We start from the raw sequence: 24280 nt of genomic DNA on the forward strand, positions 1-24280 counted from the left end.
ACCTCATGGGAATGACATAAAGGACTTTTTTTCACACTATATAATAATTTAACAAACAACAATGGCACGTAATAAAATAAATAACGAAACAAATATATTAGCTGATAACGAAGATAATTTACCTATACCAAGGGTTTTACCTTCAAATGTTCAAGCAGAGCAAATGCTACTTGGGGCGATTTTAACCAATAACGAATTACTAAATTACGTATCGGAATTTTTACGTGATGAACATTTTTTTGAACCTATTCATCAAAAAATCTATAAGGCAATTGAGAAAATTACTGAAAAAGGGCTGATAGCTACACCTATTACTTTACGTAGTATGTTAACTCAAGATGAACTATTTCAAGAAGTAGAAGGAGCGGAGTATTTAGCAAAATTGATAACTATGTCAATGATGGTAATAAATCCGGTTGATTATGGTAAAATAATATATGATTTAGCAATAAAGCGTAATTTAATAAATATCGGTGAAGAAGTAGTAAATAATGCCTATAATTCTTCATTAGAAGTTGAAGCAAAGGAACAGATTGAACATGCCGAAGCTAAACTTTACGATTTAGCTAGCGAAGGCTTGAATGAAAAAAGTTTTACCAAAATCGGTATATCTATTTCAGAGTCACTAACTAGTATTAATAGGGCTATGAAAAATAATGATCATGTAATCGGTATATCTACCGGTTTGATTGATCTAGATAATAAATTATGCGGCTTTCATAATTCCGATCTTATAATTCTTGCAGGACGTCCGTCAATGGGTAAAACGGCATTTGCTATAAATCTTGCACTTAATGCCTGTAATAATATGCGTCTTAAAAATATTAGAGATAATCAAGAAATTCAGTCAGTAGGTTTTTTCTCTTTAGAAATGTCCTCAGAACAGCTAACCACACGTCTACTTTCAATGTGTGCAGAAATTGATTCTACTTCTCTTCGTACGGGGATTCTAGGTGAAGAAAAATATAACCGTCTTCGCAAGGAAGCAAATACTTTATCGGAATTACAATTTTTTATCGATGATACCCCTGCTCTATCTATTTCCGCTATAAGAACAAGAGCTAGAAGAATGAAACGCAAGCATAATCTCGGTATATTATTTATTGATTATTTACAATTAATTAGAGGAGTAATTAAATCTGAAAATAGAGTTAGCGAGATTTCAGAAATAACCCAAGGTTTAAAAGCAATAGCAAAAGAGTTAAATATTCCGGTTATTGCGTTATCTCAGCTTTCAAGAGCAGTAGAACTACGTGAGGATAAAAAACCTATGCTATCCGATCTTCGAGAATCTGGAACTATAGAACAGGATGCTGATATAGTAATGTTTATTTATCGTGAAGAATATTATTTAACTAGAAAAGAACCGACAGCAGGCGATGCTAAACATGCCGAATGGTTAGATAAGCTTAACAAAGTATATAATATTGCCGATATAATTGTTGCAAAACATCGTAACGGACCAGTTGGAAATGTTTCGCTTTATTATGATAGTCAATTTTCTAAATTTGGTAATTTGGAGACAAGAACTTTTAACTCTAATTAAATCAGAATTGCTTTACATCATTATTGCGTGGATACCAAATCGTCATTGCAAGCGAACGTTAGTGAGCATGGCAATCTCAGGAAATTTTCCCGAAATTGCTTCGTCAGTTACTTCGTACCTTCCTCGCAATGACGATGTTTATCTTTTATTTTTTTCTGTCCATCCTATTGCTTTATCAAGCATCTCGTTATTATTGTTCCTATAAAGCCACATCTCATTATCAGGAATAAACTTACCGGGCTTTATTATTATAGTACCGTCACTTAAGGTTAAAACTTGTATCTGTTTTCCTGCATATTTCTTCCCCAGGGATATTTGCCCGTTATTTCCTACATGTTTGATTGTTTCTATATTATTTCCTATTATCATAATATTTATATTTACAAAATTCCTATTTTCAATATTATTAGTATATTTATAAATAATAAATAGCCTTATTATTTAGTTACTATATTAACAAGTTCATAGCCCATTATAAGCATTTCGACAATTACACATATAATAATTAGATATTGTTTTTGTAATTCAAGATAATAAATTATTTATCTTTGCTTTATATAACAGATAAACCGGTAATAAAATTGCAATAATTACAAGAATCATACCAGCAAATCCTAAAATTATAATAAAAGCATTAGGTACTACTACTGCTACAATATAAGCTGGTAATATAGTAACGATAGAAGTGGTCATATTACGACTACATTCGGTATCGAATTCATAAACATAGTTTTAAGGGAATCACATAGCCCTAATCCTACTCCGAGTATTGATATAACGATAGCAAGAGTTGAAATGATCCAAACTAATAATTGTACAGACTGCTATTTTGCTATATTACTTAATTCCTTAAATCTCCGACTTCTACATTACTGGTAATCATTTGTTGATAAAATGTTGGATTATTATGATGTGCTACAATAAGAATACTACAAGTCCAAATTATATATACTATTGCAGGAATTAAGCTTCCAAATCAAAACGCCGTCTTTAGCATTTTTGTTACAATCATTAGTTAAGGTATGGAAGATTACTTGGAAACCAAATGAAGTAAACACTACCGGAGTGATTATACACCATATAGATATTTCTTTATAATTTGGTGAGAATAACAGTAAATTATCCAACTGAATCATAGAAACAAGTCCAATAACTAAAATTGCAATTATTATAAGCAATCCGATTAAATAGTACCCGATTTATATAATCTACTAACTTTAGAGGTAATAATAATACACTATGCTCCTATATAAGTTATACTTGTATTTAAAGCTAATAACTTCTGTAATATTGAAGAGCCTCCGTATATAAATACTGCAAGTAAAGCATATGAAAGGAGCTTAAGGCTTACCGTACCGATGATTTGAGCAGTATGTCCTGAAAAATATTTTCCCAATGCCCAAGTGTTAAGCCTTTACCCGCTTGAAGATTAAGCTCTAGGTTAATTCAAGAAGTATAATACATTATAAACCAAATTATAAACATCAATATTATACTAGATATTATACCTAATTTTGCTAATGCCATGAGTATTGCTATCATACCGCTACCTATACAAGAGTACCTGAAATTAACAGGATTAAACCAATAAGTTTTTGCATAATTTAATGAAGTTTAGATTAAAGCAGAGGACTTAATTTTTGCTAAAAAGAAAATCAGCTAAAAAAAGAAGATAAGAATTTTAAAGAATAAAAAGTTTTGATAAGTAAAATTAACATGCGTATAATTTTGTTAAAACATATGTAGCGGTATAGTATAATTATATTAATATTGCTTTTTAAGGGTATTTTTATATATTTTTATTAGACCTCTTCCCAAACCAGCTTACAGAGAGGGATTTAAAGGAGACACGGAACACAGCACCACAGCGTATATAGAAATACGTGAAGATGCGAGGACCGGATCGACGTATACATTACCTCTCGAAGCGACGCTTGGGAAGAGGTCTATTGAAATGTACTATATTTAAAAATGCATAGATTAGCTAAAATAATTAGTAATGCAGGAGTTTGTTCTAGGCGTGATGCTGAAAAGCTGATAGTTGAAGGACAGGTAAAAGTAGACGGCATTACAATTTTATCACCGGCTACAAATGTTGATATTAGTAATCAAATTGAAGTATCAGGCACATTAATCAATAATATACACAAACCAAGGCTTTGGATTTATTACAAACCTGTTGGTTTAATTACCACTCATAAAGATCCTTTATCTCGTAAAACGGTGTTTGAACAGCTAACCGGTTTACCTCGTGTTATTTCAATAGGTAGGCTGGATTTAAATAGCGAAGGTTTATTATTACTAACTAATAGCGGTGATTTAGCTCGTCAGTTTGAGCTTCCCTCAAGTAGGTTAAAGCGAGTATATCATGTTAGGGCGTATGGTAAGTCTGATATTTTACTAAAAAGCAATTATAAAAATTTAGAAATTGACGAGATATTTTATAATCCTCATTCGATAAAATTACTTAAGCAAAATAAGACTAATTCTTGGTTTGAAGTAGTTTTATTTGAAGGGAAAAATCGTGAAATTAGAAGAATATTCGAGCATTTTGGACTAAAAGTTAACAAATTAATTAGGATTCAATATGGTAGTTTTACAATGGATAATCTAAAACCCGGAGGTTATAAAGAAATAAATAATAAAATACTAGAAAAATAATTAGTAATGTGTTACCTATTAATATATTTTAACTAATCATATAGAACTACATATGACAAATCTTAATATATATAAATGTGAAGAAAAAGACCTAAACGATTACCTTGGTTATATAAAAGATAACTCTAGTGTCTCGCTAAATGATTTTATCAAAAATAAATATTTCGCTGAAGATAATGATAAAATTATCATTACTAGTTTAGAAAATATGGAAATTAACGCAGATTTAGCCAATGCTAATTTCCAAGGTACAATACTAACAGATGCCGTATTTAATAATTGTGACTTAACAAATACCATATTATGTGATTCAGATTTAACAAATGTAAAATTTAATGATTGTATATTTATCGGTACCGACTTTAGAGGAGCAAATCTTCATTATACAGATTTTAATTATAAAGATTATGATTATGATAACTATAAAATCCCCAATCTCAAAGATAAAATACGAGATATAAAACTATCTTTTTCAGATCTTGAAAGATTAAATCAATATATAGATAAAGATTTAGAAAAAGAACATATCAAAGAAATAGTTATAGATGAAGCTACGAAGACCAAGAAATATATTTTGGCCGGAGAAGACGAAAAAACTTTATGGGAAATCAAATCAAAAGAGCTAAAGACTAAGCAAGAAGAGTTAGAAACTCTAAAACAAAATTTAGATAATCCTGGGATTGCGACCAATCTTTTAAATGCTTTTTATAGTACAGAAACTATTGCTAGAAACAAACAAAATGAACTAGAAAAAATCAACAAGTTACAGCATGAAGTAAACAAATTAGAAACTGAAGTATATGCCTTAGATAATCTTAGAATGTTCTGCGGTAAGGGTTTAGATGGTATTTTTGAGCAGTTACAAGACGAAGAAATACAAATAAAACTAGACCCATCATATATTATAGGTTCGACTGCTAAAGAGCGAGATATACCGAAAGAATATATAAAATTAACTTCTGCTGAATTTGATCTATATTTAGCTGAAGCAGCAAAACAATCCAATACAAAATTATCTCTTACCGAATTTGTTAGAAAGCAAAAAAATCTTTCAGAAGATTTAAATATAGTTCCTGATCTTTCAGCGATTAATTTATCAGGAAAAACTCTTACTAATCTTAACCTGAAGAATACATTATTTGCTTCAGCCAACTTAGAGAATATCAAAATCTCAAATTGTAATTTAGATTTTACTAATTTTGAAGGAGCTAATTTACAAAATGCCGTTTTTCAAAATGTTACGGCTCGTAACGCAGGATTTCTTTTTGCTGATCTTAAAAAGAGCAAAATTGAAAATAGTGATATGTCGAGAGCTTACATGCCTAAAGTAGATTTATCTGAAGTAGAGGTAACAAATAGCAAATTTAATGCGGTGATGATGGTTAATGCCGATGCCGAAAAGTTAATTATTAAAGATTCAGAATGGAAAAATTCTAATCTTACCGGTATATCGCTTGCTTATGCAGATATGCAAAGAGTTCAAATGCAGGGGGTAGTTTTAAATAATGCACTTCTAGATCAAGCAAATATCGTTTCTACTGATCTTGAAAATGTTTTTATGAATAAAACACATGCATTAGAAGTAAAATTTAAAGAGCAATGTAATATGCAAGGCATAACTGCAAGAAATGCCTATTTTAGCGATGCTGAATTTGAAAATATACTATCTTTAAAAGAAGCTGACTTAAGAGAAACTATAATGCAGCGTGTTAAACTTAAGAACGCTGATTTAACAAAAGCACAGCTTGATAAAGCAAATCTTGAATATGCCGATCTTACAAACGCTACGCTTACTAATGCAACTGCACAATTTGCTCAGTTAAGTAATGCTACTTTAGAAAAAGCAGAAGCCGAAGGATTAAATATTTCGGATGCTATTGCTAAAAATATTAATGCTAAGGAAACTAACTTTAAAAATGCAATTATGCAGCGTGCCGATCTTACTAAAGCCAATTTCACTAAAGCAGTGTTGGAAAATGCCGATATGCAAGCAGTGGAAGCAGCCGAGGCTATATTTAAAGAAGCGAAGCTAAAACAAGCGAATCTAAAAGCAGCAAATCTAGCTGGAATTAATAAAGAAGGAGCAGATTTTGATAAAGCAAAAATCAACGATGCTACAAAGATGTATGATACTAAAGGTGAGGCTAAAGGGCATTTAGAGTATCAAGATAAAGACGGTCAAAAAACATCTGTCAATGTTAACGAACATGCTAAATTACAAGATAAAATTCATGCAAGAGAGAAAAGCGGTTGGTTTCTGAAAACCGGAGTAGGACAGCTTTGTACAAAACTTGCTAAAAGTACTATGTCAGGAATGAGCCGCGTAACAAATTTTTTAGCAAGTAAAAAATTTTTAGTAGGACTTGCCGTAGTAGCGGGTCTTGCAGTAGCAGCTGCACCTTTCGTAGCAATGCCTATGTTATTGGTCACCGGCACGGCCCTTACTACTAAAGCCGTAATTCTAGGAGCCGGTATTTTGGCCGGAGGGCTAGTCGCTACCGGAACTTATAAACTCACTCAAAAACCTTTACGCAATCTTCAGAAGTTATTTGAAAACTTAACTATTAGTATAGATAAATATATCTCACCGCCTCCTGAAAATATTGATGAATTAGTAACAGAAAAACAACAAGCAAGACAAAAAGCTGAAACAGAAAAATCTAAAGAAAGGGAAGAAAATTTAAATAATATAAATAACAATAATATTGATAAAGCTAAAGAACCAGATCTTTTAAACCAAACAACGCCAAAAGTAGAAATAAAAGAAAAGAAAGATCAAACTGTAGAAAAACAACAAGCAAAATCTAATACATTCGCAGCAAAATTTAAGCCTAACACTAAAGGTAAAGGATTTGCCACAAAAATAAAAAACGAAAAAAAATCATGCTCAACAAAAGAAGCATATAACTAAATAAGTGTTAAAAATAATATCCGGTAAATATAGAAACCAAATTATACCTACCGCTAAAAATATCAAATATCGACCTTCTACCGGTAAGCTCAAAGAGGCAATATTTAGTATATTAACCTCCGGTGAGTTTACCGGCAATAAATTATTTAATGAAAATACTCACATTCTCGATTTATTTGCTGGTAGCGGCAGCCTGGCTTTTGAGAGCCTATCAAGAGGAGCAGGTTTTGCTACCTTAATTGATATTGATACATCCTCATTAAAAATAGCAGAAGGATTTGCTAAATCTCTAAACATTGAAAATAATGTTAATTTTGTTAATATTAATGCTTTAAATCTACCGAAAGCTACTAGACATCTTTTTAAACCAGCTTATAGAGAGGGATCTAAAGGAAACACGGAACGCAGCACTGCAGCATACACACTAGTACGTGAGGATACGAGTACCGGATCGACGTCTAAATTACCTCTAGAAGCGAAGTTTGAGAAGATGTCTAATAAATCATTTGATCTTGTCTTTATAGACCCCCCTTATCATAAAAATATAGTGCCTAAAGTAATGAAACTGCTGATAAAAAATAATTGGCTCAAAGACGGTGCTATTATAGTTATTGAGATGGCTAAAACAGATGATTATGTTTTAGATGAAAATATTGAAATTATACGTGAAAAACTATATGGTAAGAGTAAGCTGTTGGTTTTGAGCTTTACCGTCATTTCCGCGAAAGCGGGAATCCAGTAAAACATATAAAATATAAAAACTTGTTTTTATATGTTTTACTGGATCCCATGATCAAGTCGCGGGATGACATGGAACCGCATAACAAGACATAAAAAAACAAACATGACCAAAAAGCATTACATATGTTCTAACTGTGGAAATATTAGTCCTAAATGGTCAGGGCAGTGCTTTGATTGCGGTGCATGGGGTAGTATTGTCGAAGAGATAGTAAGCGCAAATCAAGCAATTGTTAAAGTCGGTAGCAAGCAAGACTTCGATAAGCTTTCAGGGCATGTAACCGAACAGTTACGCATCTCTACCCCTATAGGTGAATTAAATAGAGTACTAGGCGGCGGTTTAGTGCTTGGTTCTGCTATATTAATAGGAGGAGACCCTGGTATAGGCAAATCTACTTTGTTACTACAGCTAGCAGCAAGTAACTTTGCATCAAAGACGAATTGCTTATATATAACGGGCGAAGAATCGTTAGACCAAATAAAATTAAGGGCCATAAGGCTAAACCTAACTCACTATAATACCGATATTTTAGCAGCTACTAATTTGGAAGATATTATTGCGAGTATAGAAGCTAATAAAAATAATATTGATTTAATAGTGATTGATTCTATTCAAACAATTACCACAAAAGAATTATCATCGCCTCCAGGCACTGTTTCGCAAATTCGTACATGTGCAAATGAGCTTGTTAATTATGCTAAGCAAAATAATATAATTATTTTATTAAGCTGTCACGTCACTAAAGACGGACAACTAGCAGGTCCTAAGATACTTGAACATTTAGTTGATACCGTGCTATATTTTGAGGGAGATCATAATAATCATTTCCGTATTTTACGCTCATATAAAAATCGTTTTGGCGGTGTGGGTGAAATAGGAGTATTTGAGATGAGCAGCAGCGGGCTTATTGAAGTAACAAATCCGTCTGAACTATTTTTAATGAAGCGAGAACAGAACGTTATAGGTACGTCTATTTTTGCAGGGATCGAAGGTTCAAGACCGTTACTTATGGAAGTACAAGCCCTTATAGTACCCTCAAATATGGTAACTCCTAGACGCTCTGCAGTGGGCTGGGATGCTAATAGGTTATCAATGATACTTGCCGTGCTTAGTAGTAGGATAGGACTTGATCTTGCTAATTATGAGGTATATTTAAGCATTGCGGGGGGACTTAAAATTGCCGATCCTGCTTCTGATTTGGCAGTAACAGCGAGCTTAATATCTGCTGCAACCGGCAAACCTGTACCCGAACATAGCGTCTTTTTCGGCGAAATAAGCTTATCGGGTGAAATAAGAAAAACCGCACAAGCAGAAACAAGAATAAAAGAAGCCGTAAAACTTGGATTTAATAAGATTATCTGCTCTAAATTTGAAAATTTAACGTATGACTTTATATCTTCCGTCTCACATTTAAAGAACCTAAAAGAGATAATTAAATGAGTATAGTTTATGAAATAAGAAATTTGGAAGAAGCACGTAATTTTTTATCTAGTGTAGAAGAGCAGCTGATATTAACAAATCATGCCTCTAGCGTAAAATATTACGGTATGCTAGCAATTGATTACATGTTTAAAACTCTAAGTAAAGAATTTCCAGAAAAAGTTTTAGATTTTACCGTAAATGTAGGAGAGGATCACGCCGCTTTATTTACTGCAATCAAACTAGGGTATAAGAATATATCATATACAGGGAATTCTGAGGAAGCTAGGGGGTTGTTGTACGGATATCAAACCGTTATTGCGAGCAACTGAAAAGGAGCACGGCAATCCAGAAAATAATTAAAAAAATGCTAAAAATTAGCATTTTAAACTGGATTGCTTCGTCAATTACTCCGTAATTTTCCTCGCAATGACGGATAAACCTATCCATGCAACAAAGCCTACATTGCCTCGCAATAACGAAAATTTAATAAAAAAAACCATGAATATCAAAGATATAGGAGTAATAATTGCTAAAAAACCTTTGAAAGAAAATACATTTATTATTACGGTTTTTACTAAAAATCATGGTTTATATTCGGGAGTTGTAAAAGAATTTTCTAGAAAAAGTAAGTTTATATATCAAGAAGGGAATATTATAGATTTTCTTTGGCAGGCAAGATTACATGAACATATTGGCATTGCTAAATGTGAACTCATTAAATCTTACACCGGTTATTTTATCACAAATAAAGCTAAATTATATGCCTTTAATTCCGTTATATCTTTAATCAAAGAGTTATTTCATGAAAGAGAAGAACATTCTAAATTTTTTTCATTTCTAATTAACTATTTAGATAATTTATCAAAGAATTTTTGTTTTCGTGATTATATTAATTTTGAGCTAACTTTACTTGCCGAGACGGGTTATAAGCTTGATCTTACCAAGTGCGGCGTGAGCCATGTTACAACTGATTTAATCTATGTATCACCTAAATCAGCTAGAGCATTATCATATGAAGTAGGGAAACCTTATAAAGATAAATTATTGATGTTACCAAGATTTTTACTTTCAGATAATAGTGAGATTACATTAGAAGAAAAACAGCAAGCTTTAACTCTAACAAACTATTTTTTTAATAGATATTTATTTCATAATAATAGACAGGTTGAAGCACGCCAAACTTTTATTGAATATACTTTAAATAATTTTTAGAGACTATATTTTTACTTTTATTTTTCTTATTTTATGATATACTTATTTAAGTAAGTATGTAATATGACTGACTAAGAGCATAGATATACCAAACGAATTACATCATTTTCTTAAAGTTCACACTGCACATAAAAATGATACTATTATGTATTTTGTAAGAGAAGCGATATATCATAAAATAGAACAGGAAAAAGCATTAAATGCAGAATCAATAAAAATATTAGAAGAATCAGCAAAAGATTTAAATATTAATAAATATTCTGCGTATAAAGAAATGTATAAAAAGCTTAATTTAATTCTGCAAACCTCTACTATTTTATTCCATATTCAGTTGAGTAAAGCTTCTTAAAAGCTTTACTCAAGAAGAAAGTAATATAATAAATCTTTAAAATCAAGATTTTTTTAGCCTGGATTCCCGCTTTCGCAGGAATGACATAAGGGCTTTTCAAAAATTTCCTGGTACACTATATACATACCGGTACACATAGTGACTTATTCAAATAATAACCTATGAAAATACTAGCATTTGACACAGCCAATAATACTGCATCGGTAGCAATATCCGAAAATGAGAATATCCTTGCATATATAGAAGAATTACGTCCGTCTATGCAAGCAGAAAATCTAATACCGATGATAGAAGACGTGATGAAATCAGCTAAATATTCATATGATGATTTAGATTATTTAGCGGTAACTAACGGACCCGGTAGCTTTACCGGCATTAGAATAGGACTTGCTAGTGCTAAAGGTATATTATTTTCCAAGGAGAATATTAAAGCAGTAGCGGTTAGCAATTTTGAATATGCTTATTTTAGAGCCATAACTCAAGTTAAAGATTATGATAAAGTATATGTCTTTTTAAACGCTTATCGCTCACAGCTTTATATGCAAGTTTTTCATAAATCAGGACAAATAGAAGAGCCGTTATTGATAGATTTCGAGTATGCTACAAAATTGCTTACAAATGAGAAAGGGAATATAGTTTGTTGCGGTAGCGGACTTGAATTTATATATCACCAAATTATGCATTTGCCGAATATAATAACCTTGCCACGTTTTGCACGAGTTAAAGCTTGGGTGACCTGTAGATATATTGCTAGTAGATTGTCGAGCGATGTAAAATTAAATAGCTCTATCGAGCCACTATACATACGCCCTCCTGATGCTAAAATCGCAATCAATTACGCCATTCCTAGCTAAAAGTAGGAATCCATTTACTGGATTTCTGTAATCAACGAAATGATATAAGAGCTTTATTATACGTATACTACATCATCTTCATAATTAAAGACTCCCAAATAATTATAAGGTAATTTTTCACCTGATAACGTCATAGTAAAATCACTATTAGAGTGTTCTACTTGATTGTCTGATACTTCTATTTCATCTTCACAATCAGAGAATCCAGAATCACTATCAGATACTGCACCTGATTCTTGCTTTACACACTTCTTATCGTGTATTAAGGCTATTATTTGCCTAACTAATGATTTCGATAAATCATGATTATCCGAGTTCATAATATCAATGATTCTTACTAGACTTTCATCTGAGGCGTACGAAATTATTGTTGCTAGCTTATCATTTGAAATATTACTCATGATTCTTACTAAAATTTTATTTGGAATAATATCAAAATTTTCTGCAAGTTTTTCTTCTCCTGCTAAAATAATTATATTTTCAAGCTGTTCATCAGAAATACCCTCATTTGATAATTTTTTTAGTTCTTGCTCGGTAAGCTCTTCTAAAGAAAGGGTAGTATCTATATATGTATTTAATTTATCTAATGGAATAAATTTCATTAATTTTTCAAAATGCTCCGGCAAAATATAATTAACTAATTTTTGTGCTTGTTCATTGGAAATATTATTAATTAATTCTACCAATTTTTTATATGTCATCTTTTCAAAAACTTCACCTAATGCATTTTCAGGCGTGTTTAAAATTGCTTCTACTAACTCATTATCAGAAAGAGTTTCAAGTTGATCTAAGAGATTAAATGTTTCTTCAACGTTATTATTTAAATAAGAAAAAACTTTATTACTCACAAAATTAAAAGTTTCAACCACTTTAGAAGAAAGAATACTAGATGTATTTTTTATAATATTAAAACTCTTTACTCCAAAATCATAAACTGTTTTTAATGATGAACTAAATGTACTGAAAAAACCTTTACTTTGAGGTGTGTTAGTTACTTTTTCACTACCATCAAGCTCATCTAAAATATCTGTAAATTTGATTTGAGAGATGCCTAGAGTATCTGACTGACCTTTTTCTGCTTCTTGGAAGATTATTTTAGAATTTAAAAAAGGATATTTAGCTTGAGCTTCTACTATTTTTTTATTACATCTTGCACTTTGTTCATCATACTGCTTAATTGAATTATCTAACGCTGCTAAAAAATCAGTATTTTCTCTAGTTTGCTTTAGAGAAGTTATAAACTCAAATTCATCGTTAGCAAGATAGGAGGCTGACTTTGGAGCGGTATTATGTGGGATTAAATTTTGTAACTTATTAAAAATTAATGTTATGGCCATAATTCTTCCTCATGTCTGATTATAATAATCAGCATTACATTATAATAGAAATTATGAGGAGGTCAAGATAAATGCTAATAATTATTAACTTTTTATTATATTTCACTTAAAACTGATTAATTTATCAAAAAGGGATATTCTACTAAATGTCATACCCGCGAAAGCAGGGCGTTGTTGCGTGGTTTTAACTTTTCGTCATTACGAGGAAATTACAAAGTAATTGACGAAGCAATCTCAGGAGTTTGTTATTATTGCATGAGATTGCCATGCAGTCTATGACTACTCGCAATGACGATTTAGTAGTATCCATACAACAACGCCGCAGTACCTGTATGATAATGTAGCCAATTTTTGAAGTTCAACGAGTATATTATAATTGTCTTTGTTCTTGAATTAGCTCAAAAACTTCAACTGTGTCTCCTTCTCTAATATCTTCATAATTTTCAAATGCTATACCACACTCATATCCTTCTCTAACTTCTTTAACTTCATCTTTAAAGCGTTTTAAAGTTCTGAGTTTTCCTTCATGAATGACTACATTATCACGTAATAAGCGTACGCCCGCTCCTTTCTTAATCATCCCTTTAGTTACATAGCTACCGGCAATTTTGCCGACTTTGGTAATATTAAATATTTGTCTAATTTCTGCGCTTCCGATATACTGCTCTCTAACGATCGGATCAAGCATACCGCTCATAATGGCTTTTATATCATCAATTAAATGATATATTATACTATAATATCGAATATCGACTTTTTCTTTTTCTGCGGCAGTTAAGGCATTTGCCCCTACTCTAACGTTAAAGCCGACAATAATAGCCGAAGAAGCATGTGCAAGCGATACATCGGATTCCGTTATCGGACCTACGCCGCTATGAAGTATATGAAGCTTTACCTCATCACTCGGTAATTTTAATAAGCTACCTGAAATAGCTTCAACCGAACCTTGAACATCACCTTTAATAATTAAAGGTAACTCCTTAATTTTACTATTACCGGAAGCTTTTAAAAACAAATCTTCTAAACTTGAACGCGGTGCAATAGATATTTTTTTTTCTTTAGCAAGACGCATTCTATATTCGGCTATATCTTTTGCTTGTTTCTCATTTTGTACTATGTTAAATTTATCACCGGCAAAAGGCACTTCATTTAAACCCTGAATTTCTACAGGAACAGATGGAGTTGCTTCTACTATTTCTAGTCCCTTATCATTAGTCATCTTTTTAACTTTACCGTAAGAAGTACCAGCTATTATAATATCACTGTTTCTTAAAGTACCTCGCTGAACTAATATAGTGGTTAGCGTTCCTCTTCCTTGTTCAATTTTTGACTCGATTACAACACCGGCAGCTGCACCGAAAGGATTTGCCTTTAAATCCTGCATTTCTGCAATTAATAAAATTGCTTCTTCAAGTTTATCTAAGTTAATTTTCTTTAGTGCCGAGATAGGAATAACCATAACGTCACCACCTGCCTCTTCGCTGATAATTTCGTGGACATATAATTCGTTCTTTACACGCTCAATATCAATATCAGGCTTATCAATCTTATTAATAGCTACAATTATAGGAACGCCTGCTGCTTTTGCATGATTAATTGCCTCAACCGTTTGCGTTTTGATTCCATCATCTGCTGCGACCACTATAATAACTATATCCGTTACTTTAGCACCTCTTGACCGCATTTCCGAAAAAGCTTCATGCCCCGGAGTATCAATAAAAGTAATTGCCCTACCATCTGCAAGAGTTACTCTATAAGCCCCAATATGTTGTGTAATTCCGCCTAGCTCACCTGCAGCAATATCTGTAGACTTAAGAGCGTCAAGCAATGAGGTTTTACCATGATCGACATGTCCCATTACCGTCACAACCGGAGCACGCATTCTCAAATCCTCAACCTTATCATCACTAATTAAAACATTTTCAATATCTGACTCTTGGACTCTTTTTACCGTATGCCCTAAATTTGTTGCCACTAGTTCTGCCGTATCGGCATCTATTGTTTGGCTAGCATTTGCCAGAATACCGAGCTTCATTAATTCTTTAATTACATCAGCCACTCTTTCAGACATAGCATTTGCAAGATCGCCGACTCCGATAACTTCCGGGATCGTCACTTCTCTATATACTTTCTCAGGTGCTTGTGATACCAATTTACGCTTTTCTTTTTCTCTAGCTCTTTTTATAGAAGCAAGACTTCTAGTTCTACCGCTGCCACTTTCGTCGTCGCTAAGCATATTGAAAAGATCGGCTTTTTTGATTTTTTTTGGCTCTTCTAGCTTAATTTTTGGTGCGACTATTTTACTATCTGCTGTTTTATCTAATTCTTTCTCTGATTCTATACCATAACGTGTTCGCATTCCTACTAAAGGAGACTTGACAAAAGTTTCGTCTTTCTTTTTAGGTATTTGTGATGGTATATCTTCATCATCTTGAACGATTTTAGCACTAACTTCTACTTTATTTTCTTCGGTATTTTGCTGTTTTTGTTCAACTTCTTTATCAGTTTCTAGCGGCTCTATTTTGGAGTTAGCATACTGGTTAATACTTGCAAGTTTACTTAAAGTGCTTATTTTTGTAGGGTCATTTAATTTAGATTGCTCAGCAGCTTTTTTAAGAATAGATAAACGTCTGTTAAATTCTTCCTTATGAGCATCAATAACAGTTTGATCTAAGCTATTCCTTTCTTTATTTAATGAAAGGGTAGTAGCACTACCGGTAGAGCTTTTTCTAACTTCTACTAGCGTTTTAGATTTAGCATTAACAAAGCTTTGAGCTCCTGTAAGAGAGTCAAAAGACTTATTAAGTGATAATTTTGAATTGCCAAGCGTCAACTTTTTGGGTTTGATTTCCTGGTTATCCGTCATATTTAAAACCTTTGTGTTTCTGTTTTTCCGTCTACTACTTGATTATGTTATGCCTAGCTAAAAGCAGCGTTGCCCGCATGACTCGTTTATGTCATTCCCGCGAAAGCGGGAATCCACTAAAATTTATAAAAAAACTTATTTTTATAGGTTTATTTTTCAAGGACACCCTAATTACTAAGCTATTTATTCTGGATGCCTGCTTTCGCAGGAATGACATACACCATACATTCAACCCACTAACTATCCTTCAATTCACCATGCTGTCTAGCAGTTTTAATCAGCAATTTAATATTTTCGTCCGTTATATTAGAATTTGGAGCTAAATTTTTAAATTCATTTACGCTCATCTCTCCTAAATCTTCTATGGTCTTTATACCATATTCGGCAAATTTTAATATTAATTCAAGCGATAATTCTAATATATCTATTAATTCTTGCTCAACTCCTAGATCCTCTAGCTTTTTGATAATCTTTTCATTCTTAAGGTCGACGTAATTAATAGCTCGATTTTTAATCTCTATGGCAAGTTCTTCCTCAAAGCCTTCGATTTTTGTTAAAGTACTAATCTCACTACTAGCAATTTGTTCTACTGAATTAAAGCCCGTTACCGATAAAAGCTGACCTATAACTTCTTCAACATCTAAAGCTTCCATAAATAATTCCGTAGAAGTTAAGAACTCTTCATTTCTTCTTTTTGATTCTTGCTCTTCGGTCATTATATCGATATTCCAACCTGTAAGCTGAGAAGCTAAACGAACATTCTGCCCTCTTCTACCTATTGCAATACTTTGATTTTCTTGCGAAACTACTACTTCTACCTTATTCCTATCCTCATCAATCAAAATTTTTGTGATTTCCCCAGGGGCAAGCGGTGCAAGAGCATTAACTATAAACTGTGCAAGATCGTTACTCCATAATACTATATCAATTTTCTCTCCGTTTAATTCATTTGTTACGGCTTTTACTCTATTACCTCTAATACCTACGCATGAGCCTACGGGATCTATACTACTATCTGAAGCAAATACCGCTATTTTTGCTTTTGAACCGGGATCACGTGCTACTGATTTGATTTGAATAATAGCTTCAAGAATTTCAGGTACTTCCAGCTTAAATAGTTTAACTAGCATCTGGTTATCTACTCTAGACAAGAAAATCTGCGGTCCTTTTGCTTCTTGCCTTACATCCTGTACATATGCTTTTATACGATCATTAGGTTTAAAATGCTCACCCTTAATTAATTGATCTTTTTTTATTATTGCTTCAGCACGATTCAAGTCAACTATTATATCACCGTATTCTATTCTCTTAACTATCCCGTTTATAATTTCGCCTTTTCTATCTTTAAAGTCATGATATTGTTTTTCACGTTCAGCTTCTATAACACGTTGAGTTATCACTTGTTTTGCAGCTTGAGCCGATACTCTAGCATGATCAATCGGCGGTAAATATTCATATATCTCATCACCGATTTTAGCTTCCGGATTCTTTATTAAAGCTTCTTCAAGTGAGATTTGCGTTAAGTAATCTTCTACACCTTCTACTATTTTTAAGATCCTTAAAAGATTTATCTCACCGGTTTTCCTATTTATCTGAGCTTTAATATTATATTCATTACCGTATTTTTTTCGTCCTGCTGCTTGTACCGCTTGTTCAACTGTTGAAATCAAAATTTCTTTTGATATTCCTTTCTCACGGGCTACAGAATCTATAATTTGTAAAATTTCTACATTACCTATACTAGACATACATTATCTCTTATTGCTTTAGCAATTTTTTAAATACTTCTTCAGTTAAAACTAGATTAGCATTTTTAATTAAATCATAATCAATTAGTACTTCTTGTTCTTCACATTTTAAATATATTTTATTATTTTCGGCTTTAATTATTTTACCCTGATAACGAGTTTTGCCATTCAATAATTCTTTAAGTTTGATTTTAACTTCTCTTGCTAAAAATCTATTATAATTTTCAAACTTTACTAACGGACGTTCAAGACCGCTTGATGCTACCTCTAAAGAATATGCAGCTTCTATTAAATCTTCAACATCTAGAATAGCGGAGATAGTCCTACTTGCTTTAGCACAATCTTCCACAGATATTTTTTTGCCGTTTAAACTATCAATCAATATCTCGACTACTTTAGGGTTAACACCTTTACACTTAACAAGAACTAACTCAAACCCCATATCCGTCAAGGATTCTTCTATTACGTTTGTTATTTGTTGTTCAATAGTTTGCATATTTGATATCTATAACAAAAAAGGTGGGATAAACCCACCTATTTATAATTTTTATAATGCTTATCCGTAACAAAAATACACTAATTAGAATATATAAGCAATATTTAACTTTATATTTTTGTAAAACAACATATTCATAAAGGGGCAAATATTCGATAATCCCTCCGCTTAGAGATGGATCATAGTCTCCTCCTGATGAACAAAATGCTTCTACATAAATCTGAGTATACATAACCCCCATTTTCGCTTCTAATATATGCTGCACATGATCGTTAAAAGAATGAGGACTACAAATTTCATCAGTTTCACCTTTTAAAAGGCCTAATAAAAATTCTTCAGCTATTCTACCGGTATGATAATGTATATTATCGTTCTCATTAATATTATTATAACTATCTTGAGTATAAAATTTATCAAATGGCTTTCTCCTGACCCGCTGATGATAAGAACAAGGTCTTTATTGTTTTCTATATCCGATGCAATATATGAAGGGGGTACTTTTACCAGCTGATTTTCAGAATCAAATAGATAATTTGTTACAGTGCCATTAGGATTTTGCTTTATTAAGCATTCATACATCATGACCAGTTTTTTATAACTGTAAATTCACTGTATTTTTCTCCTACTTTAACAGTAATAATTTGCCCATGTTTGTGCGGTATTACTTTTTGTTCATTTTGTCTATAAAATTTTATTTTTGCCGTATTTTTTATCAGCACTTTCTATTTCGATTTTTATTTTATGACTTTTAAAACTCTCTATATTATACTTTGCTTTTAATTCATCATATTGCTTCTTTTCAGCACTTACAAAATGCTTTCCTACTATATTTAATATTTCCGTTACTAGCTTGTTACCCTCATCTACATTTCATATAAGCTCTTCAGCAACAGGTTGATATAACTCTGAAGGTATATTACGCCATACATGTGTATACCAACAATTTTTGATACCGCCCTTTTAAATTTATGATCATTCTCTAATGCTGATTGGATCACTTCTAAAAGATCTACTTCATCTGTTTCGCTATATGCACTTAAAACCTTTAGAATACTAATGTCGGTAAGATTTAAAAAATTTTTCATTGCATTTGGCTGTATTCCTTTCTCAGGTTTTTCAGTATTAAAACTATTACTATTAAAAAATTCATTTACCACTGCTTCATATTTAGTTGCTAAATTTCCATAAAAATTTAATTAAGGATAAACTATAGAAAAATAACCGTTTTCCTTTTTCCGCATATTAAAAACTCTTGATTCCCCTGAGCTCCTAGTATTGGACTTGCTATTATACCAAATATTTTAAAATTATGCTCTTTCTCAAGCCAACCTTTGATTTTATCGCATACTTTTTGATGTAAGAGAGGATTTTTAATAATTCCTCCCTGCTCTACTTCATGCTTTTCGACCTCAAACTGTGGTTTTATTAAAGCAATAAGCATGCAATCTTCTTTAACTAAATTTAGTGCAGTCGGTAATATAGTAGTTAAACTAATAAAGCTGGCATCGCAAACAATTAAATCAGGCTTCGTTATTATTTGTTTATCAGTTAAATATCGTGCATTAGTCTTCTCAAGCACCTTAATGTGTGGATTGTCGCGTAATTTAGGATGAAGTTCGCCATAACCGACATCTACGGCAAAAATTAATTTTGCTTTACGCTCAAGTAACACTTCTGTAAAACCGCCGGTGCTACTACCGATATCAATACAAACTAAATTTTCGGGATCAATTTTAAAATAATCCAAAGCGGCAATTAATTTTAATGCCCCTCTTGAAACATAATTATGCTTCGGTAGCTTTACCTTAATGTCGGTGTCATTTATATTAACCTGTATCCCAGGCTTAATTAACTGCTCATGCTTATTATGTACTTTACCTTGGATAATCAAACTTCGTGCTATGGTAATATCTGTTACAAAACCTTTTTGCAGCAAATATTCATCAAGCCTTATTTTAGTCATTACTGTTTAATTTTGAATTTAACTTATGTTATAAGGGCCCATTAGATAGAAAATATACAATTTGTCTAATTGAAAGTTGCAGTTTCAATTAGACATAATATATTTGAGCCATACAATAATGCTGCAACTGAAGGGAGCATGGTAATCTAGGAAAATATTCAAACCCTAACCAATATATGTCTTTTCTTACCGGCAGAGAGCTTTATAACATTTTTATCGAGTAAGAAATTAGTGTTAATTATCATATTTTCATCTTCGACTAATCTATCATTTATCTTAGCGCCATTCCCTCTTATAAGCTTGCGTGCTTCCGATTTAGAAGTAGCAAGCCCTACTTCATGAAATAATTCATATGCACTAATACCTGCTTGTAATACTTCCTGCTCTAAAACAACGGTAGGTAAATTCTCATCGATTTGTCCTTCTTCAAATATCTTTACTGCAGTTTCTAGAGCTGATTTTGCTGACTGCTCCGAGTGACAAAGCTTAGTTAGCTCATAAGCAAGCTGTTTTTTAGCTGCATTAATATCTTCTGCCGCTAAACTCTCAAACCTATTCAGCTCTTCTGGAGTGAACTCGCTATATAATTTGGCAAATCTAACTATGTCGGCATCTTCGCAGTTACGCCAATATTGGTAATAATCATACGGGCTTAGCAAATCTTCATTAAGCCATACCGCTCCTGCAGCAGTCTTGCCCATCTTAGCACCGGAACTAGTCGTAAGTAGCGGTGTCGTCATACCGAATACTTCTTTGCCGCTTATTTTACGAATTAAATCTGCTCCCATTATGATATTGCCCCACTGATCACTACCGCCAAGCTGCAAGCTGCAATTGTAATGCTTGCTTAAATAGTAAAAATCATAGGCTTGCAATAACATATAGTTAAATTCTAAGAAGCTTAAATGCTGCTCACGCTCAAGCCTTAGTTTTACCGCATCCATAGTCAGCATACGGTTTACCGAGAAATAGCTACCGAAATCCCGTAGAAAATCTAGATAATTGAACGAATCTAACCACTCTGCGTTATCTAGCATAATAGCATCACTTTTACCGTCACCAAATTTGATAAACTTCGACAAAGATTTTTTAATACCTTCGGCATTTTTAGCTATATCTTCTTTGCTTAAAATTTTGCGCACTTCGTCTTTCCAAGTAGGATCACCGATTTTACTCGTACCACCACCGATAATTACAATAGGCTTATGCCCGTGCTGCTGAAGCAATCGCAGAATCATTATCTGCATTAAACTACCGATATGGAGTGATGTAGCAGTACAGTCAAAGCCTATATACGCAGCTATTTTTGTTTCTTTCGTTATAGCAGTTAACCGATCCAAATCGGTACATTGATGGAAATATCCTTTATTTATAAATTCTTCTATAAAACGCATATATTATTTCTTATTTTTTAAAAATTCCTTTTTTGCTTTTCTGCTAGGAAATAAAGTGTTAAGGGAAATAGCATCTTTATCACCTTTTATATAAAGTACTGCATATACTTGCGCAATCATTCGAACATATAAAATTTTTTGACCTTTATATTTCTCTTGATTATGATGTAATTTAATATCTAATAAATTACCGTCAGCAATCGACTGTATTATTTCTTCAAAGCCTATACCACGCTCATGCAATAACTTAACGTTCTTTTCATGATTATATCTATACGTGGTCATAATATTTAGAGTTTAGTAGCGTCTGAATGAATTAGCATATTAAGATAGGTCTGATAAGGCAAACCATGCTTAGAAGCTTTAATTTTTATTGCTTCTATGTCATGTTCTGCAATCCTAATAGTAACAGATCTTTTTTTACTAAGATGTGCTTTTGCCAATTTTTGAAGCAAAGCTATTTCACTTCTATCATCAATTTTTTGCTGCTTTTCAAAATTATCTTCAATATCTTGTTCGTAAGAATCTAGTTTGATACTCATAACACAACCATTTTCAATGTTATAATGTTATAAAGAATGTAAGTACTTTGTCAATACTTGATATATTAGATTATCATGCGAATAGTTGTAAATCTGTACATTGGATTTTGTGAAAGAAATTTAATTTAATCTATTTTTTAGTTCTCTTTGCATCATAGGAAGTAAAATATAAATCAAAACAGGTAATAAAGCAAATTTAAGCAAAAGTGTAAAATTAAATAATATTGTTGAATTTTTTATTATAGGAAAAGTTTTATAAAACAAGAATAACAGAATGAAACTAATAATTATACCTATAGTTTTTTAAGCATTATTTAAGATCAAATCAGAATTATATTTAAACCAAATATATACGATACCATAACCCAATAAAGTTCCTATTGGTAATAAAAGCAGTAAGGGAAAAGGACTGTCTTGCCATAAAAAGAAACATATACCTATCACAAAAGCCAATATATAATAATAAGATTTAGCACTATTTTCTCATCTACTTATTTGTACTTGCATAAAATTACTTCTATAAACTAAAACAATTAACACTCCAAAAATCATACCACCTATAACATCATATATACTATGTACTCCAAGATATAGGCGTGAAAGCATAATATTAATAATCATTGTGATAGATATTATTTTTAACGTTTTTGAATTAAATGATAAAAATATTATCATAAAGAAAACAGTAGCCACCTGTACATCTCCACTAGGAAAACCAAATGATCCATCATTAATAGGTAACATATGTAATGTACTAGGTGGACGAGGAATAGAAAAAGCCTTTTTAATAATAACATTCAATAATGTTGCAAATGATATAAGCCAACCTAAATCCAAAAATAATCTCTTTCTTGGATTTAGCCAGTAAGCAATCGCAATAATTGTAAATAATCACTAGCGAAAAAGGGAAATATTTTAAACCAGTTAGTTAACATTTCACTTCTAAAATTCAATATCCATTCAGGATTTATTTTAAATAACATCATTACATATAATATTTTTTAGAATAGTATAGACATAACCATATATGAGATAGACGGTCAATGATAGAATATAGTTGTTAGGTATTGTAGTAAAAAATTTATATTCTCTCTTGACACGCGACAGTCTATTAGTGCGTAATGCACTTAAGACAAAAAAGGAACTATCAATAACACATTATAATATTCAGTTAGAATATATTAATTATTACTTTTTTAGGTAAAATTAAATTTAATCAAAATTTTTAAAAGGTGGATTATGTTTAGCGATCTATTTAAATACAGTTGCTAATAACATATCACCTGAAAAAGTAGTAAATAATTCGACTACATATGCAGGAGTAAAAATGTCTGAAGCAACATTTGAGTATTTTGCTAATGCTACAGCTCATTTTGCAAATGCTACAGAAGCTGCTGTAGGTTGTGCAACGTCTGCTGCTACAGCAGCTGGTTACGGTTATAGAACACTTGGTAGCGCTTTTATGGGCGCTTGTGCTTATTGAAGTAGGAGCCGGTAAAGTAATGACAGGACACGCTTTTGGATGGGCTATACCTACATTTGTAAAAGCATCAATATCCAATGGCTGCATGGAGATTTTATGCTCACCCTACAGTTGATATGGGGATTTGTGTTGGAGCAGCTCTTGCATATTCGCCGGAGAACACATTTGAGTTATTAAAAAATACGACTTATACAGGAATAGAAGCAACAAAATTTGCTTACGAAAATACAGCAAGGATAGTAAACGACATAGCCGGCTTAGCTCATCTTGTGTATGATAACTTACCAAGCTACAGCAAAACTCCTCAAGTGGATCTCGCCGGTAGCATAGAAATTTCATGGGTAGATGCTGTTGCATAAATCTCTAAAATAGCCAATAACTAAAAAAGCTGATTATGTCATTCCTGCAAACCAGGGACGTTGTTGCATAAATCGGCGCCATTCCCCCAAGACATTGTTGCGTGAATCAGTAAAATCCACTGTGTCATACCGTGATTTGACCACGGTATCCAAAAAAATAACTTAAAACACTGGTGGGCCCGTTGCTGCAGGAAGACATTGCCTGCGTAGATCGATTCCACCATTATCACCCCGTAGCCTGTACCTGCTGCTGGATCCAGTTAAAAATACTAGTATTTTTTTATCATATTTATTAGATCCCGTGCGTGGTCAAGCCACGGGATGACAACAAGAAATCGATCCACACAGGCCATACCTCACAGGAATGACATAGAATAAAAACTGTCTGGTTACCTTAC

Annotated in this window: 24 protein-coding genes and 4 pseudogenes; 12 read left to right on the forward strand and 16 right to left on the reverse strand. The window is 32.3% G+C overall.

Annotation, left to right across the window (positions count from 1 at the left end; translation table 11 throughout):
• Window positions 1–61 precede the first annotated feature (61 nt).
• Entirely contained in the window at window positions 62–1546 is a 1485-nt protein-coding gene (locus ACPKKV_RS05595) for a replicative DNA helicase (protein WP_392506619.1), read from the forward strand.
• 138 nt (window positions 1547–1684) lie between these two features.
• Here the strand turns inward: ACPKKV_RS05595 and ACPKKV_RS05600 are convergent, their stop codons facing one another.
• The 4 genes and pseudogenes from ACPKKV_RS05600 to ACPKKV_RS05615 form a co-directional block, all read right to left on the reverse strand.
• Complete coding sequence (locus ACPKKV_RS05600) at window positions 1685–1915, reverse strand: hypothetical protein (protein WP_392506620.1); 231 nt, start codon at window positions 1913–1915, stop codon at window positions 1685–1687.
• Window positions 1916–2071: 156 nt separating this feature from the next.
• Window positions 2072–2274, reverse strand: a pseudogene (locus ACPKKV_RS05605) (aromatic amino acid transport family protein).
• A gap of 201 nt (window positions 2275–2475) precedes the next feature.
• Complete coding sequence (locus ACPKKV_RS05610; protein WP_392506864.1) at window positions 2476–2682, reverse strand: hypothetical protein; 207 nt, start codon at window positions 2680–2682, stop codon at window positions 2476–2478.
• Between the two features lie 101 nt (window positions 2683–2783).
• Entirely contained in the window at window positions 2784–2942 is a 159-nt protein-coding gene (locus tag ACPKKV_RS05615) for a hypothetical protein (protein ID WP_392506621.1), read from the reverse strand.
• A 405-nt stretch (window positions 2943–3347) separates the two neighbouring features.
• Here ACPKKV_RS05615 and ACPKKV_RS05620 point away from each other — a divergent pair.
• The 9 genes and pseudogenes from ACPKKV_RS05620 to tsaB form a co-directional block, all read left to right on the forward strand.
• A pseudogene (locus tag ACPKKV_RS05620) lies at window positions 3348–3500 on the forward strand (palindromic element RPE1 domain-containing protein); the annotation flags it as partial.
• A gap of 17 nt (window positions 3501–3517) precedes the next feature.
• Entirely contained in the window at window positions 3518–4207 is a 690-nt protein-coding gene (locus ACPKKV_RS05625; protein WP_392506622.1) for a pseudouridine synthase, read from the forward strand.
• Window positions 4208–4259: 52 nt separating this feature from the next.
• Complete coding sequence (locus ACPKKV_RS05630) at window positions 4260–7118, forward strand: pentapeptide repeat-containing protein (protein WP_392506623.1); 2859 nt, start codon at window positions 4260–4262, stop codon at window positions 7116–7118.
• A gap of 4 nt (window positions 7119–7122) precedes the next feature.
• Window positions 7123–7860: an RsmD family RNA methyltransferase gene (locus tag ACPKKV_RS05635; RefSeq protein WP_392506625.1), complete on the forward strand. Its 738-nt coding sequence runs from the start codon at window positions 7123–7125 to the stop codon at window positions 7858–7860.
• 102 nt (window positions 7861–7962) lie between these two features.
• The gene (gene radA / locus ACPKKV_RS05640; protein ID WP_392506867.1) at window positions 7963–9297 is read left to right on the forward strand and encodes a DNA repair protein RadA; all 1335 of its coding nucleotides are present in this window, start codon (window positions 7963–7965) and stop codon (window positions 9295–9297) included.
• Window positions 9294–9608, forward strand: a complete 315-nt coding sequence (locus tag ACPKKV_RS05645) for a hypothetical protein (RefSeq protein ID WP_392506626.1) — start codon at window positions 9294–9296, stop codon at window positions 9606–9608. The genes radA and ACPKKV_RS05645 overlap by 4 nt, the downstream gene beginning before the upstream one ends.
• A gap of 169 nt (window positions 9609–9777) precedes the next feature.
• Window positions 9778–10491, forward strand: coding sequence for a DNA repair protein RecO (recO, locus tag ACPKKV_RS05650; RefSeq protein ID WP_392506868.1), 714 nt, complete (start codon window positions 9778–9780; stop codon window positions 10489–10491).
• A 67-nt stretch (window positions 10492–10558) separates the two neighbouring features.
• Window positions 10559–10840 (forward strand): hypothetical protein, encoded by a 282-nt coding sequence (locus ACPKKV_RS05655; RefSeq protein ID WP_392506869.1) that lies wholly within the window; start codon window positions 10559–10561, stop codon window positions 10838–10840.
• Between the two features lie 161 nt (window positions 10841–11001).
• Window positions 11002–11694, forward strand: coding sequence for a tRNA (adenosine(37)-N6)-threonylcarbamoyltransferase complex dimerization subunit type 1 TsaB (gene tsaB / locus ACPKKV_RS05660; protein ID WP_392506628.1), 693 nt, complete (start codon window positions 11002–11004; stop codon window positions 11692–11694).
• Window positions 11695–11750: 56 nt separating this feature from the next.
• Here tsaB and ACPKKV_RS05665 read toward each other — a convergent pair whose 3' ends face one another.
• The 12 genes and pseudogenes from ACPKKV_RS05665 to ACPKKV_RS05720 all read right to left on the reverse strand — a co-directional run bounded on the left by ACPKKV_RS05665 (window position 11751) and on the right by ACPKKV_RS05720 (window position 22877).
• Window positions 11751–13031, reverse strand: coding sequence for an SrfC family effector protein (locus ACPKKV_RS05665; protein WP_392506630.1), 1281 nt, complete (start codon window positions 13029–13031; stop codon window positions 11751–11753).
• 370 nt (window positions 13032–13401) lie between these two features.
• Window positions 13402–15897 (reverse strand): translation initiation factor IF-2, encoded by a 2496-nt coding sequence (gene infB, locus ACPKKV_RS05670; protein ID WP_392506631.1) that lies wholly within the window; start codon window positions 15895–15897, stop codon window positions 13402–13404.
• Window positions 15898–16133: 236 nt separating this feature from the next.
• The gene (gene nusA, locus ACPKKV_RS05675; RefSeq protein ID WP_392506632.1) at window positions 16134–17645 is read right to left on the reverse strand and encodes a transcription termination factor NusA; all 1512 of its coding nucleotides are present in this window, start codon (window positions 17643–17645) and stop codon (window positions 16134–16136) included.
• Window positions 17646–17655: 10 nt separating this feature from the next.
• Entirely contained in the window at window positions 17656–18141 is a 486-nt protein-coding gene (gene rimP, locus ACPKKV_RS05680) for a ribosome maturation factor RimP (protein WP_392506633.1), read from the reverse strand.
• A 210-nt stretch (window positions 18142–18351) separates the two neighbouring features.
• Window positions 18352–18553, reverse strand: a pseudogene (locus tag ACPKKV_RS05685) (hypothetical protein); the annotation flags it as partial.
• 166 nt (window positions 18554–18719) lie between these two features.
• Window positions 18720–18860, reverse strand: coding sequence for a hypothetical protein (locus ACPKKV_RS05690; protein ID WP_424492215.1), 141 nt, complete (start codon window positions 18858–18860; stop codon window positions 18720–18722).
• Between the two features lie 144 nt (window positions 18861–19004).
• Entirely contained in the window at window positions 19005–19298 is a 294-nt protein-coding gene (locus ACPKKV_RS05695; protein WP_392506634.1) for a hypothetical protein, read from the reverse strand.
• Between the two features lie 50 nt (window positions 19299–19348).
• Window positions 19349–20104: a TlyA family RNA methyltransferase gene (locus ACPKKV_RS05700; RefSeq protein ID WP_392506636.1), complete on the reverse strand. Its 756-nt coding sequence runs from the start codon at window positions 20102–20104 to the stop codon at window positions 19349–19351.
• Between the two features lie 158 nt (window positions 20105–20262).
• Window positions 20263–21498 (reverse strand): tyrosine--tRNA ligase, encoded by a 1236-nt coding sequence (gene tyrS / locus ACPKKV_RS05705; protein WP_392506638.1) that lies wholly within the window; start codon window positions 21496–21498, stop codon window positions 20263–20265.
• Between the two features lie 3 nt (window positions 21499–21501).
• Entirely contained in the window at window positions 21502–21783 is a 282-nt protein-coding gene (locus tag ACPKKV_RS05710; protein ID WP_392506639.1) for a hypothetical protein, read from the reverse strand.
• Between the two features lie 5 nt (window positions 21784–21788).
• Window positions 21789–22040: a CopG family antitoxin gene (locus tag ACPKKV_RS05715; RefSeq protein ID WP_392506640.1), complete on the reverse strand. Its 252-nt coding sequence runs from the start codon at window positions 22038–22040 to the stop codon at window positions 21789–21791.
• A 483-nt stretch (window positions 22041–22523) separates the two neighbouring features.
• A complete protein-coding gene (locus ACPKKV_RS05720) occupies window positions 22524–22877 on the reverse strand; it encodes a phosphatase PAP2 family protein (RefSeq protein ID WP_392506641.1) in 354 nt (117 codons plus the stop codon).
• Between the two features lie 490 nt (window positions 22878–23367).
• On the opposite strand from ACPKKV_RS05720, the gene ACPKKV_RS05725 reads away from it, so the two are divergent.
• Window positions 23368–23523 (forward strand): hypothetical protein, encoded by a 156-nt coding sequence (locus tag ACPKKV_RS05725; RefSeq protein WP_392506642.1) that lies wholly within the window; start codon window positions 23368–23370, stop codon window positions 23521–23523.
• A 46-nt stretch (window positions 23524–23569) separates the two neighbouring features.
• Window positions 23570–23882: pseudogene (locus ACPKKV_RS05730) on the forward strand (hypothetical protein).
• Window positions 23883–24280: the final 398 nt, after the last annotated feature.

It is taken from the genome of Rickettsia finnyi (genome assembly GCF_049668125.1).
Lineage (GTDB): Bacteria > Pseudomonadota > Alphaproteobacteria > Rickettsiales > Rickettsiaceae > Rickettsia > Rickettsia kotlanii.

What these genes read in the sequence shown, in the direction of transcription:
- ACPKKV_RS05625 (WP_392506622.1), top strand. Translation starts at nt 3,518, where the DNA reads ATGCATAGATTAGCTAAAATAATTAGTAATGCAGGAGTTTGTTCTAGG.
- ACPKKV_RS05715 (WP_392506640.1), bottom strand. Translation starts at nt 22,040, where the DNA reads ATGAGTATCAAACTAGATTCTTACGAACAAGATATTGAAGATAATTTT.
- tyrS (WP_392506638.1), bottom strand. Translation starts at nt 21,498, where the DNA reads ATGCGTTTTATAGAAGAATTTATAAATAAAGGATATTTCCATCAATGT.
- tsaB (WP_392506628.1), top strand. Translation starts at nt 11,002, where the DNA reads ATGAAAATACTAGCATTTGACACAGCCAATAATACTGCATCGGTAGCA.
- ACPKKV_RS05665 (WP_392506630.1), bottom strand. Translation starts at nt 13,031, where the DNA reads ATGGCCATAACATTAATTTTTAATAAGTTACAAAATTTAATCCCACAT.
- ACPKKV_RS05645 (WP_392506626.1), top strand. Translation starts at nt 9,294, where the DNA reads ATGAGTATAGTTTATGAAATAAGAAATTTGGAAGAAGCACGTAATTTT.
- recO (WP_392506868.1), top strand. Translation starts at nt 9,778, where the DNA reads ATGAATATCAAAGATATAGGAGTAATAATTGCTAAAAAACCTTTGAAA.
- rimP (WP_392506633.1), bottom strand. Translation starts at nt 18,141, where the DNA reads ATGCAAACTATTGAACAACAAATAACAAACGTAATAGAAGAATCCTTG.
- radA (WP_392506867.1), top strand. Translation starts at nt 7,963, where the DNA reads ATGACCAAAAAGCATTACATATGTTCTAACTGTGGAAATATTAGTCCT.
- infB (WP_392506631.1), bottom strand. Translation starts at nt 15,897, where the DNA reads ATGACGGATAACCAGGAAATCAAACCCAAAAAGTTGACGCTTGGCAAT.
- ACPKKV_RS05630 (WP_392506623.1), top strand. Translation starts at nt 4,260, where the DNA reads ATGACAAATCTTAATATATATAAATGTGAAGAAAAAGACCTAAACGAT.
- ACPKKV_RS05595 (WP_392506619.1), top strand. Translation starts at nt 62, where the DNA reads ATGGCACGTAATAAAATAAATAACGAAACAAATATATTAGCTGATAAC.
- nusA (WP_392506632.1), bottom strand. Translation starts at nt 17,645, where the DNA reads ATGTCTAGTATAGGTAATGTAGAAATTTTACAAATTATAGATTCTGTA.
- ACPKKV_RS05710 (WP_392506639.1), bottom strand. Translation starts at nt 21,783, where the DNA reads ATGACCACGTATAGATATAATCATGAAAAGAACGTTAAGTTATTGCAT.
- ACPKKV_RS05725 (WP_392506642.1), top strand. Translation starts at nt 23,368, where the DNA reads ATGTCTGAAGCAACATTTGAGTATTTTGCTAATGCTACAGCTCATTTT.
- ACPKKV_RS05610 (WP_392506864.1), bottom strand. Translation starts at nt 2,682, where the DNA reads ATGATTCAGTTGGATAATTTACTGTTATTCTCACCAAATTATAAAGAA.
- ACPKKV_RS05600 (WP_392506620.1), bottom strand. Translation starts at nt 1,915, where the DNA reads ATGATAATAGGAAATAATATAGAAACAATCAAACATGTAGGAAATAAC.
- ACPKKV_RS05700 (WP_392506636.1), bottom strand. Translation starts at nt 20,104, where the DNA reads ATGACTAAAATAAGGCTTGATGAATATTTGCTGCAAAAAGGTTTTGTA.